General features: G+C 71.6%; 11 protein-coding genes and 1 pseudogene. 9 read left to right on the forward strand and 3 right to left on the reverse strand.

The features are described 5' to 3' along the window. Positions 1-190, reverse strand: a pseudogene (locus tag G4D87_RS22650) (hypothetical protein); the annotation flags it as partial. 129 nt (positions 191-319) lie between these two features. On the opposite strand from G4D87_RS22650, the gene thiL reads away from it, so the two are divergent. The 9 genes from thiL (at position 320) to larC (ending at position 9,131) form a co-directional block, all read left to right on the forward strand. Beyond that, a complete protein-coding gene (gene thiL, locus G4D87_RS22655; protein WP_163784303.1) occupies positions 320-1,267 on the forward strand; it encodes a thiamine-phosphate kinase in 948 nt (315 codons plus the stop codon). A gap of 56 nt (positions 1,268-1,323) precedes the next feature. Further along, positions 1,324-2,709 (forward strand): methyl-accepting chemotaxis protein, encoded by a 1,386-nt coding sequence (locus G4D87_RS22660; RefSeq protein WP_163784280.1) that lies wholly within the window; start codon positions 1,324-1,326, stop codon positions 2,707-2,709. After that, positions 2,706-3,218 (forward strand): MmcQ/YjbR family DNA-binding protein, encoded by a 513-nt coding sequence (locus G4D87_RS22665; protein ID WP_163784282.1) that lies wholly within the window; start codon positions 2,706-2,708, stop codon positions 3,216-3,218. Before G4D87_RS22660 ends, G4D87_RS22665 begins: the two co-directional genes overlap by 4 nt. A gap of 43 nt (positions 3,219-3,261) precedes the next feature. Beyond that, positions 3,262-3,684 (forward strand): chemotaxis protein CheW, encoded by a 423-nt coding sequence (locus G4D87_RS22670; RefSeq protein ID WP_011556619.1) that lies wholly within the window; start codon positions 3,262-3,264, stop codon positions 3,682-3,684. A 70-nt stretch (positions 3,685-3,754) separates the two neighbouring features. After that, positions 3,755-4,123, forward strand: coding sequence for a response regulator (locus tag G4D87_RS22675; RefSeq protein ID WP_011556618.1), 369 nt, complete (start codon positions 3,755-3,757; stop codon positions 4,121-4,123). A 53-nt stretch (positions 4,124-4,176) separates the two neighbouring features. Continuing rightward, positions 4,177-6,576, forward strand: coding sequence for a chemotaxis protein CheA (locus G4D87_RS22680; RefSeq protein ID WP_163784284.1), 2,400 nt, complete (start codon positions 4,177-4,179; stop codon positions 6,574-6,576). Then, a complete protein-coding gene (locus tag G4D87_RS22685; protein WP_163784286.1) occupies positions 6,573-7,175 on the forward strand; it encodes a chemotaxis protein CheC in 603 nt (200 codons plus the stop codon). The genes G4D87_RS22680 and G4D87_RS22685 overlap by 4 nt, the downstream gene beginning before the upstream one ends. Before the next feature lie 25 nt (positions 7,176-7,200). Beyond that, a complete protein-coding gene (gene larB, locus G4D87_RS22690; RefSeq protein WP_163784295.1) occupies positions 7,201-7,953 on the forward strand; it encodes a nickel pincer cofactor biosynthesis protein LarB in 753 nt (250 codons plus the stop codon). Positions 7,954-7,958: 5 nt separating this feature from the next. Beyond that, positions 7,959-9,131, forward strand: a complete 1,173-nt coding sequence (gene larC / locus G4D87_RS22695) for a nickel pincer cofactor biosynthesis protein LarC (RefSeq protein WP_205507688.1) — start codon at positions 7,959-7,961, stop codon at positions 9,129-9,131. Positions 9,132-9,158: 27 nt separating this feature from the next. Here larC and G4D87_RS22700 read toward each other — a convergent pair whose 3' ends face one another. Beyond that, positions 9,159-10,547 carry an ATP-binding protein gene (locus tag G4D87_RS22700; protein WP_163784302.1) on the reverse strand — a complete coding sequence of 463 codons (1,389 nt, stop codon included), beginning with the start codon at positions 10,545-10,547 and terminating at the stop codon, positions 9,159-9,161. Between the two features lie 58 nt (positions 10,548-10,605). Then, a partial coding sequence (locus G4D87_RS22705; protein ID WP_240358506.1) for a DUF6311 domain-containing protein occupies positions 10,606-12,286 on the reverse strand: 1,681 nt, incomplete at its 5' end.

Below are 12,286 nucleotides of genomic sequence, written 5' to 3' on the forward strand. Positions count from 1 at the left end.
GGGTGCCCGTCGTCCCCGGGGCCTGGGCGGCGAAGGTGCTCGTGGGGGCCGGCTTCGTCACGCTTTGCGTTGGAAGGACGGAGCCGAGCAGGTCCACCCACTGCTGGGTGCTGACGTCCTTCGTGCCCGTGGGGCGCGTCTGGGTTTGGGGCGTGGAAACGAAAGGCAGCCGCTCGCCAATCTTTGGCATGAACTCCCCCCGGGAGATGGAAGGCCCAATCCTTACGTTGTCTGGGAATGGCCCGAAAATGATGCGTCTGCCCAAGGTGCCGAAAAGTGTCGTTGCCCTGACACGCCGTCTGGTCTTTCCTCCATGCCCATGTCTGGTGAGTTCGATTTCATTCGTCGGTTCCTCGCGTGCTTCCCCGCCGCGCGTGTGCCCGTGGGGCCCGGGGACGACTGCGCGGTGCTGCCTCCCTCACGGGGTGCGCAGTGCGTCACCACGGACGCCGTGGTGGAGGACGTGCACTTCACGCGCGCCGCGTTCTCCCCCGCGGACATCGGCCACAAGGCGCTGGCGGTGAACCTGTCGGACCTGGCGTCCATGGGCGCCACGCCGCGCTGGTTCGTCTGCGCGCTCGCGCTGCCGAAGGACTATCCCCCGCGGGAGCTCGCGGGCCTGGCGCGGGGCATGGCCGCGCTGGCCACCGCGCACCGGATTGACCTGGTGGGGGGCAACTTCACCTCCGCGCGCGAGCTGTCCGTCACCATCACCGCCGCGGGCGAGCTGTCACGCGCGCCCCTCACCCGCGCGGGGGCCCGCCCCGGGGACCTCCTCTATATCTCCGGCACGCTGGGCGACGCGCGCCTGGGCCTCTCACAGCTGCGTGCGGGGCTGCGCCGGGGCGCCGCCGTGCGCCGTCAGCGCCGCCCCGAGCCTCGCGTGGCGCTGGGCCTGCTCGCCGCGCGCCATGCATCCGCCGCGCTGGATGTTTCCGACGGACTTGCACAAGACCTGGGTCATCTCTGCACCGCCTCGGGCGTGCGCGCGGAGCTGGAGCTGGAGCGGCTGCCGCTGTCGGCCGCGGTGCGCAAGGCGCTGGGGCCCGAAGGGGCGCTGGCGGGGGGCGAGGACTACGAGCTGCTGCTGGCCGTTCCCCCGGGACGCAGCCGGGCATTCGAGCGCGCGTGCGCTACAGGAGGACACGCCATCACCCGCATCGGCCACTTCACAGAGGGACGCGGGTGGGTGAGCCGGGACAGGACAGGCCGCGTTCTCCCACCGCCAGAGGGGTTCGACCACTTCCGACCTCGGGCGACGGATTGACCCTGCGGAGCAGCAAGGCTAAACCCGAGACGCTTCTCATCCCCCGAAAGCAACCCGTGCGCCGTCCCCTCCGCGACGACACAGTCCCCGGACACACTCCCCGCCGCGAGCCCCTGCAGCGACTGCTGCGCGCCGTGGATGGCCCTCGCGCGACCCGCGAGCGGTCCCTTCACCGGAAGATTCTCAACGGCTACGTCTTGATGGGGCTGGCGCTGACGGCGTGGATGTACGCGTCGGACCGCCTCATCGACTTCCTCTTCCCGGAGCTCAGCGTGGGGGGGAGGGACGCGGTGCGCATTGGCGTCGCCGTCATCATCACCGGGGCCGCCGCCGCGCTGCTGCCTTCGTGGCTGGCGCGCGTCACCCGCGTGAAGGTGCTCAGCCGCTCCGCGTACGAAATCTCGCAGGGCGACCTGTCCAAGCCGGTGGCCGCCGAGGGCGGCAGCACGCGCGACGAAATCGACGAGCTGACGGGCGCCATCACCCGCATGCAGGAGAACCTGCGCGAGCTGGTGGGCAAGATTCAGGAGACGGCCAAGAGCGTGGCCGACACCGCCATCGACCTCCAGCGCTCGGCGGAGAACGTCAACGGCTCCACCGAGGAGGTGGGCTCGTCGATGGAGAAGATCGCCGGCGGCGCCGAGTCGCAGTCGCAGCTCGTGTCGAAGGCGTCCAAGGTCATCACCGAGATGGCCGGCAGCATCCAGCGCACCACGGCCAGCGCCGAGGACGCGGCGCGGACGACGGCGGAGACGAGCAGCGCGGCCGAGGACGGCTCCAAGGCGGCGCGGCTGGCCGGCGAGAAGGTGAAGAAGGTCTTCAACCGCATCGAGTCCGCCAGCCAGCAGGTGTTCGCCTTCGGCGAGAAGACGCAGGAAATCTCCAAGATTGTCGACGCGATTACGCAGGTGGCGCAGCAGACGAACCTGCTGGCGCTCAACGCGACGATTGAAGCGGCGCGCGCGGGCGAGTACGGCCGCGGCTTCGCGGTGGTGGCCGACGAGGTGCGCAAGCTGGCTGAGAGCGCGGGCCGCTCCGCCGAGCAGATCTCCAAGCTGGCGCGCGACATCTCCGGGCAGTCCACCTCCGTCGTGAGCGCCATGAAGGAAGGCATCGCGGAGCTGGCCGAGGGCCGCGAGGACCTGACCAACATCGTGCGCTCCATGGGTGCCATCACCGACACCATCCGCAAGGGCTCCGAGAAGGTGCACCTCATCTCCGAGAGCGCCCGCGAGCAGCTCAAGGGCAGCGAGGAGATGGTGAAGGCCATCGAGGAGATCAAGCTGGTGGCGCGCAACAACGCGTCCTCCACCGAGGCCATCCAGGCGGTCATCCAGGAGCAGACGGCCGCCGTGTCCCGGATGACGTCGCTGGCCAGTGAGCTGACCAACCTCTCCGTCGAGCTGCAGAGCGTCGTGCGCAGCTTCCGCCTGGGCTCATGAGCCAGCCGCCCTCGGACAACGTCGACGCGAGGCTGAAGGCCGCGGAGGACCATCTGCGCGGGGTGATGCTCGCGCTCCCGGAGACGACCGAGGAGTTCCCCTGGGGCCACCGCACGGCCAAGGTGAAGGGGAAGATGTTCGTCATCCTCGCGCTGGACAACGACGGGCTGGGGGTCACCACCAAGCTCCCCGAGTCCCACGAGGCCGCGCTCACGCTGCCCTTCACCGAGCCCACCGGCTACGGCCTGGGCAAGAGCGGCTGGGTGTCCTCCCGCTTCAAGCCGGGCAGCGAGGTCCCCATCGGGCTCTTGTCCCAGTGGATTCACGAGAGCTTCCGCGCCGTGGCGCCGCAGAAGGTGCTCAAGGGGCTGGCGGCAGGGGGCGGAAAGAAGCCCGCACCGGGCAAGGCGGCGGCGGGCGGGAAGAAATCCGTGGCGAAGCCGGCCTCGGCGCGCGAAGGTCCCAAGGGGCGGGCCGGCGCGAAGAAGACGTCCCGGCCGAAACGGTAGCGAAGCGGGCCGGTCATTCCAGAGCGGATAGAACGTTACTCCTGTGCGGCACGTCATCTTCCGGGTGGAGAAGGAGCGTTACGGGCTGCCGCTCTCGGCGGTGCGGGAGGTCGTCGTGCCTCCCGAGCGCTTCACCCGTGTGCCGCGTGCGCCGCTGGCCATTACAGGCGTAATGAATCTGCGCGGCCGGGTCGTGACAGTGGTAGAGCTGCGGCAGCTCCTGAGTCTTCCCGAGGGTCCTACCCCGCCCGGACGGGTGGTTCTACTGGACCGTGGGCGGAGAGATTTGGGACTGTTGGTAACGGACGTAGACGGCATCGAAGCGGTGGAGCGGGTGAGCACGGCGCCAGGAAAAATGACGCCTGCCATCCGGGGCGTCGCCAGGCTGGGTGGCCTGGGAGTGACGGTCCTGGACCCAGAAGGGTTGGACGCCGCGGTGGTTGCCTTGTTCACCCATTCCAAGTGAGTAGCCCCCTGGAAAGCGCGGATGCTAGTGTCCGCGCTCCTCTAGGTGATTCGGAGGCGGAGTTCTTCACATGGCTAAGCGGGTCCTGGTCGTCGACGATGCCATCTTCATGCGCAACATGATCAAGGACATCTTTGCGTCTGGGGGGTTCGAGGTCGTCGGCGAGGCGGCCAACGGCCTGGAGGCCGTGGAGAAGTACAAGGAGCTCAAGCCCGACCTCACGACGATGGACATCGTCATGCCCTTCAAGAGCGGCATCGAGGCCACGCGGGAAATCATCAAGGCCGACAGCAGCGCGGTGGTCATCATGTGCTCCGCGCTCGGGCAGGAGAGCCTGGTGATGGAGGCCATCGAGGCGGGTGCCTCGGACTTCATCGTCAAGCCGTTCCGGGCCGAGGACGTGCTGGCCGTGGTGAAGAAGGTCCTGGGCGAGACGTGAGCGGCTGCGCCCTGGCGCGGGCCGTCCACCCTTCCTGACACGAGGCCGGGTCCATGACGATGGACATGTCCCGCTACCTCGGGCTCTTCATCTCCGAGGCGACCGACCACCTGGAGGCGCTCGGGCGTGACCTCGTGGAGCTCGAACGCGAGAGCTCGTCCAGCGCGGTGGATTCGATGTTCCGCCATGCCCACTCGGTCAAGGGCATGGCGTCGTCCATGGGCTTCGAGCCCATCGCCATCGTGGCGCACCGCGTAGAGGACCTCGTGGACGCCGTCCGTCAGGACCGCGGCTGCCTGGACCGCGACCTGGTGGACCTGCTGCTCACCGCCGCCGACACCATGCTCGCGCAGGTGCGCGCGGTGGCGGAGGGCAAGCCGCCGGATGACTCCGCGGCGCTCCTGACGCAGCTCAGCCAGCGCGTCACCACCATGACGGGCCACGCCCCGGCCGCCACGCGCGTCGCGAAGGTGACGGCGCTGAAGCCGGAGGGCGGCGGCCCGGATGGCACGGACCCGGATGGCCCTGGCGGAGGCTCGGGCGGCTCGGGCGGTGGTTCGGGCACCGGCTCGGATGGCTCGGGCGGAGCTGGCAGTGGCTCGGGCCCCACGGGGGGAGCTGGCGGCGCAAGCCCCGGTGGCGGCACGAGCGGCGGAGCCGGAAGCGGCTCGGGTCCCACAGCCACCGGTGCCAGTCCCGGCTCAACGCACGGTGGCGGAGCTGCAGGGAGCGGCGGGGACGGAGGCGTGGGCACCGGGGGAAGCAGTGCCAGCCCAGGCGTAACCAGCGGCCCCGGCGCCTCCACCACCTCCAGCGCCCCCTCATCCCCGGACGGAGCCCCCGGAGGCGTGGTGCTGCCGCTGAACGCGCGCCGGGCCTCGGACGCGCCCGGCGCCGGAGCCGAGGCCCCGTCGCCCGACCTGGCCCACTCCCTGAAGGCCGCGGCCGGCGCGCCGCTCCCGGAGACGCTGGCCCAGCGTTGGGCGGTGCGCCTGCGCATCGCGCCCACCTGCCAGGTGCCCGGCGTGCGCGCCTTCCTCGTCCACAAGCGCCTCACCAACCTGGGCACGCTGGTGGACCTCCGGCCCGCGCTGGAGGAGCTGAAGGCCGGCCGCATTCCAGACGGCAACATCCAACTGGAGCTGGAGACCCCGGCGGGCGAAGCGGGCATCCACGCGGCGCTGAAGAACGTGGCCGAGGTGGAGGTCCTCTCGGTGAAGCCCGCGGTGGCCGCGCCCGTGGTGCAGCCCGCCCTGGTGCCCGTCCCCGACGGCGCCCGCGCGCCCGCGGACACGGCGTCGCGCACGGTGCGCGTGCGCACGGAGCTCCTCGATTACTTCCTCGACACCGTGGGTGAGCTGATGCTCGCCACGGCCCGCCTGCGCGAGGTGGGCAAGGTGCTGCCGGAGAACACGCGCCCCGCGCTGGAAGAGGGCGTCTACCGGCTGCACACGCTGGTGAAGGACCTGCACGACAAGGTGATGACGGCGCGCATGACGCCGCTGTCCCTCATCACCGACCGGCTGCCCCGGGCGGCGCGTGACATCGCCCGTCGCAAGGAGCGCGAGGTCGACCTGGTCATCACCGGCGCGGAAATCGAGCTGGACCGGGCCATCCTCGAGGAGCTGTCGGACCCGCTGCTCCACCTGCTGCGCAACTGCATCGACCACGGCCTGGAGGCGCCGGAGGACCGCGCCGCCGCGAAGAAGGGCCCTCGGGGCCGGGTGCTGGTGGCGGTGAAGCGCGCCAGGGACCGCGTCATCATCGAGCTGGAGGACGACGGCCGCGGCATGGACCCCGCGAAGCTGAAGAACGCCGCGGTGTCGCGGGGCCTGCTCTCGGCGGAGGCCGCGGCGCGCATGACGGACCGCGAGGCCTTCATGCTGTCGTGCCTTCCGGGCGTCTCCACCGCCAAGGACATCACCGACATCTCCGGCCGCGGCGTGGGCATGGACGCGGTGAAGCGCGTGGTGGAGAACGTCGGCGGCACGCTCGAAATCGACAGCGAGCGAGGCCGGGGCACCCGCTTCACGCTGCGCCTTCCCCTGACAGTCGCCGTGGTGCACCTGCTGCTGGTGGAGGTGGGTGCGGAGGTCTTCGGCCTGCCCATCGCCAAGGTGGTGGGTGCGACGGAGGCGGACGGGGAGTCGCTCAGCCGCAGCCGCGAGACGGCCCTGCTGCCTCACGGTAATTCACTGCTGCCGGTCCACGCGTTGGATGCGCTGGTGGGCGTTCCGGCCCCGCGGAGGCAGGGAACCCGGCCTTTCGTGGTGATGGACGGGGACTCCGGCCGGGTGGCCCTGGAGGTGGACCGCCTGTTGGGACAGGAGGAAGTGGTGCTCAAGCCGCTGTCGCGGCCCCTGGACTTGCTGCCCGGCCTGTCCGGCGTCACCATTCTGGGAAGTGGGCGTCCGGTGTTCATCCTGGACGTGCCGAGGTTACTGTCCGCGTGAGCCAGCCCCTGCCCAGCGACGCGCAACTCGACGCACTGCGCGAGGTGGCCAACATTGGTTGTGGCCATGCGGCCAATGCGCTCTCCCGGTTGATGGGGGGCCGCAAGGTGGACCTCTCCATCCCCCGCGTGCTGCTGACAGGCCCGTCGGACGCCGCCGAGCTGCTGGGCGGAGCCGCGCCGGTGGTGGCCGGGTGGCTCGGCATCCAGGGCGGGCTGCGGGGTGCCCTGCTGCTGGTGCTGCCCCAGGAGGACGGCGCCGCGCTGGAGGCGCTGCTCCTGGAAGGACAGGCGGCGATTCATCAGGCCGAGCGGGACAGCGTGGTGGCGGAGACGGCGAACATCGTCGCCAGCGCCTGCCTGTCCGCCATGGGCCGGCTGACGGGCTGGAGGCTGGTGCCCACGGTGCCCACGGTGCGGCGAGGCCGCGCGCGGGACGTGGTGTCCGACGCGGTGGGGCTGGTGGAGGGCGACGCCAGCAGCGTGGTGGTGCTGGAGGCCCGCTTCCTCGCGGCCGCGGCGCCGCCGGTGGGGGGACAGCTGCTGTTGGTGCTGGCGCGGGACAGCATCCGCGACCTGCTGGCGCGGCTGGGCGTGTAGCCCGTTTCGGGCTAGACGGGCGCCCATGGATGAAAAGGCGCTGAAGCAGCTCCTGGGCAGCGTGAAGTCCGGCCGCGTCTCCGTGGACGACGCGGTGGGCAAGTTGAAGGATTTGCCCTTCGCGGAGCTGGGGTACGCGACGCTCGACACACACCGCAACCTGCGCTTCGGCTTCCCGGAGGTGGTGCTGGGTGAGCCCAAGACGGTGGAGCAGCTCCTGGGCATCGTCGGGGCGCTGGTGGAGCGCAAGCAGACGGTGCTGGTGACGCGGCTCCAGCCGGACAAGGCGGAGGCGCTGGTGGCGCGCTTCCCCAAGGGCCAGTACCACCCGGTGGCGCGCATCTTCCATCTCAAGCAGGGCAAGGTGCGCGCGGGCCGCGTGGCCGTGGTGACGGCGGGCACCAGCGACATCCCCGTGGCGGAGGAGGCGGCCATGACGGCTGAGGCCATGGGCGCGGAGGTGCGGCGCGTCTACGACGTGGGCGTGGCGGGCATCCACCGGCTGCTGCGGCGCCGCGAGGAAATCCAGGAGTGCCATGCCGCCGTGGTGGTGGCGGGCATGGAGGGCGCGCTGGCCAGCGCGCTGGGCGGACTGGTGGGCATCCCCGTGGTCGCGGTGCCTACGTCGGTGGGCTACGGCGCCAACTTCAAGGGCGTGTCCGCACTGCTGGCCATGGTGAACTCGTGCGCCTCCAACGTGGCCACGGTGAACATCGACAACGGCTTCGGCGGTGGCTTCTACGCCGCCCTCATCTCCCGCACGAAGGGACGCAGGTGAGCACCATGCGACGCATCCTCTACCTGGAGCCGGTGGGCGGCATCGCCGGGGACATGTTCCTGGCGGCGGGCCTGGACCTGGGCATCGCTCCGGCGGACCTGGAGCGCGCGCTGTCGGGCCTGCGCGTCCCGGGCTGGAAGCTGGCGGTGAGCCGCGCGGTGCGCCACGCCATCAGCGGCACGCACCTGGACGTCGTGCTGGAGGCGCGCGAGGCCCACCCGCACCGCGCCTACGCGGACATCCGGCGCCTCATCGAAGAGGCGGACACGCTGCCCCCGCGCGCGAAGGAGCGGGCGCTGGCGGTGTTCCGCGCCATCGGCGAGGCGGAGGCGAAGGTCCACGGCGTGTCCATCAACGACATCCACTTCCATGAAGTGGGCGCGGTGGACTCCATCGTCGACATCTGCGGCGCGGCGGTGGTGCTGGAGCTCTTGGGCAACCCGGAGGTCCACGCGGCGCCGCCGCCGCTGGGCAGCGGCACCATCCGCGTGGCCCACGGCGCCATGCCCATTCCTGTGCCCGCGACGCTGGAGCTGCTGCGGGACGTGCCCGTGCGCTTCGAAGGCGTGGGCGAGCTGACGACGCCCACGGGCGCGGCGCTGCTCAAGGTGCTGGCGCACATCGGCCACCCGCCGGACTTCATCGTGGAGAAGGTGGGCTACGGCGTCGGAACGAAGGACTTCAAGGACCGGCCCAACGTGCTGCGCGCGTCGCTGGGCCGGCTGGAGCAGGCGGGCAACGAGGGGCTCTGGGTGGTGGAGGCCAACCTGGATGACGCCACGCCGCAGTTGCTGGGACACCTGCTGGAGCGGCTGCTCACGGTGGGCGCGCTGGACGTGTGGGTGACGCCGGTGGTGATGAAGAAGAGCCGGCCGGGGCACCTGCTGAGCGCGCTGGTGGAGGGCGGCACGCGCGAAGCCCTCGTGGACGTGGTGCTGCGCGAGTCCACCACGCTGGGCGTGCGCTACCACCGCGTGGAGCGTCAGGCGCTGGAGCGGGACTGGGTGGAGGTGGAGACGCCGTGGGGCCAGGTCCGCGTGAAGCGCGGGCTGCGCCAGGGCGCGGTGCTCAACGCCCACCCGGAGTTCGAGGACTGTCGCCAGGTGGCGGAGGCCGCGGGCGTCCCCGTGAAGCAGGTGATGGCCGCGGCGGTGGCGGCGCTCGGCGCGAAGCCCTGAGCGTCGCGGGCACCCTGGCCGCGGTGGCTACACCGGCAAGCGCACCTGGATGCGGGTGCCGCCCTGTTCGGCGCGCACGCACAGGTCGCCGCCATGCCGCTCGACGATGCGCCGGCAGACATCCAGGCCGATGCCCGCCGCATGGGGCTTCGTGCTGAAGAAGGGCTCGAAGATGCGCGGCTGCAGGTCCTTGGGAATGCCCGGCCCGTCGTCGGAGACCTCGACGAGCACGTGCGCGGCCTCCTTCCAGGTGCGCAGCCGCACGCGGCCTCCGCGCTCGCCCAGGGCCTCCAGCGCGTTGAGCACCAGCTGCGTCCACAGCTCATCGAGCGCGACGCCTTCCGCCTTCAGCCGGGGCAGGCTCGGGTCGTACTCGCGCTCCACCGTGAGGTGCTCACCGCGCAGCCGGTGGCCCAGCGCCGCCAGCGCGTGCTCCAGACCTTCGTGGACATCCACGTCCTCACGCGGCACCGGGTCCATGAAGGCATAGGCCTTCACGCCTTCGACCAGCGCGGACACGCGCGTCGTTCCGCGCGCCACCTCCGCCATGAGCACGTCGCAGCTCACCGCCACCACCAGCCACGCGAGCACGTCGCCCAGCAGCGCCCCGCCCACGCGCGTCGCCACTGACTCCAGCCACGCGACGTCCAGTCCGGAGGCCACCAGCGCGGGCGCCGCCTCCCACGCGTCCGCCACGCCGCGCGCCTCCAGCCAGGAGCCCAGCGCCTCCTCGCGCTCCGCGCGGGCCAGGGGCTCCAGCGGCGGAGAGCTCCGCCCGCGCTCCGCCGCTTCCCGGGGCAGGGCCAGCAGGACGCCGCGCTGGGCCAGGGACAGGCCGTGCTCACCCAGGGCCATGGCGCGCGCGGATACCGTGGCCATCAGCTCGCCCAGCCGCGCCGCGCTTCTCCGAGCCGCGGCGGCGGGGCTGCCCAGCTCGGCGCCCAGCTCGGCCGCCATGCGTCCCACGGGGAGCAGCTCCACCTGGGGACGGACGTCCTGTGCCTGCTGCTCGGTGCGCTGCGAGGCCAGCTCCATCAGTCCCCGGCTGAGTCCGGGCGCCAGCCGCAGCAGCTCCCAGAAGGTGGCCGGCTCCATCCGGAACAGGCGCACGTCCGTCACCGCGTCGCCGCTGTGGGGGTAGGGCGCGTTCAGGAAGAGGATGAGCTCGCCGAAGAGGTCACCGGCCTCCAGCGTGAAGGTGGGCGCGCTCTCCGTGCTGGTGTTGCGGCTCCACTGTGTGCGGCCCTCCAGGATGACGGACAGTCCATCCGCGGAGGCGCCTTGTTCGGCGATGCGCGTGCCGGCGGGGAAGTGGAGTTGACGGCCATGGTCCGCCATCCAGCGGAGCTGCTCTCCGGTGAGCCGGGCGAACAGCGGAACCTGGCGCAACGCCGCGACGATGTCGTCACTTCCCATACGTCGGGATGCTGCCTGTCCCCGCCAGGGAGTCCATCGGATTCGGCGGCGCCCCGCGCTATCGCAACGGTTGCCGCGTCAACGCCTGAGCAAAGGCGTCGTTCCGCTGCCCGGCCACGCACACCGGCAACCCCTCCAGCATCCCGCAGCGGGCGCCTGCCCGGAGGAAGGCGCCCACCTGCTGGCGCACCACGACGTACACCGTGGCCCCATCCACGCCGCCAGGGCTCATGGTGGCGTTGCATGCCTCGGCCATCGACGGTGGGACCCGGGTGACGTAGCCGCTGTTGAAGGTGAGGCCCAGCCGGTAGGCCATGTACCCCGCCGCGTTGACCAGCGGCTCGTTGTAGGGGCACACCCACTGCACCTGCGGCGGGAAGAGGGCCAGGTGCTGGTAGTGGCCCTTCAGCTCCGCCCACTCCGGAGCCTGAAGCCGCCGGAAGCCGTCCGGACGCCGGCGCAGCTCGCTCTTGTCCTGGCGCACGTCGTAGGCCTGCACCGCGACGGCCAGCGCGAGCACCGCTGTCCCCACCCAGGCGCGTTCGCGCCACTGCCGCAGCCACAGGAGGACGGCGCCGCCCATCACCGCGTAGCACAGCGGCCAGATGAAGCGCCCGGACGCGCGGAACGCGGAGGTCAGCCGCGAGAAGGGCTCGTACAGCCCGCCCAGGTCCACCACCAGCCGGCCCGTCCACGTCACCCGGGAGGACAGCGCGTAGAGGGCCAGCAGCAGCACCGCCACCGCGAAGGGCAGGCCCCGCCGCCAGGGCACGTCCCGCACGGCGCGGAAGCGAAGCGCCGCGCCCACGACGGAGAGCCCCACGAGCAGCAGCGCCCCCGCCCCCACATAGCCGAAGCCTTCGCCCTGCCGACGGGCCACGGGCAGGGAGGGCAGCAGCCGTGACCAGTCCGTGGGATTGAACAGCGCGGTCAGGTCGGCGGAGAACTGGCCGAAGCCCTCCGCGCCCAGGTTGCTGCCGAGGAAGTAGCCGAAGAGGGCGAAGACGAGCACGTCCACCACGACGATGCCCACCGAGGCCAGCAGCGCGCGTCGCCAGGTGATGACGTGGGCCAGGGCCAACCTCACGGCCAGGGCCATGGCGAGGGGGACGAGCATGGCCACGAGGTAGGGGTGGATGCCCGAGCCCAGGGCACACAAGGCCGCGGCCAGCCAGAGGCTCCGCTTCGCCGCGCGCGCATCCGGCGCGTCGCGCAGGTGGAGCCACATCATGGCCACCAGCATCCAATGCGCGCACAGCGCGATGTGTCCCAGGCGGGCCGCCATGGGAGGGGCGAGCGCCAGCAGCAGGCCCCCCAGGACCTGGTGTGTGGGCCGGGAGGAGGCGACGGACACGAGCTTCGCGCCGAACCACCCCATCAGCGCGAAGCACAGCGCCAGCCAGAGGCCGTGGTACTGGAAGTCAGCGGGCAGCAGCGCGTCGAAGGGCTTGAACAGCACCGCCAGCAGGGGATTGCCGTCCGTGAGCGCGACGGAGGTCCCATGGGGGTAGAGCTGGTGGGGCGAGCTCGTGAGGGGCAGTCGCCAAGGCGCGTTGCGGTAGAAGAGCCAGCCCATGGTGGCGCAGGCCCAGTCCTCGCGCATCAGCCAGTCGAGGCGCGTGGGCGGAATCGCCTTTCCACCGCCGAGCCAGAGGAACCACGCCAGTCCGCCCAGCGCGGCGCCCCAGGGCGCCCACCGGCTCGCGGGTGAAGGAGACGGCGCGGCGGCGGGGGCGGGC

It is taken from the genome of Myxococcus vastator (assembly GCF_010894475.1).
Taxonomy (GTDB): domain Bacteria; phylum Myxococcota; class Myxococcia; order Myxococcales; family Myxococcaceae; genus Myxococcus; species Myxococcus vastator.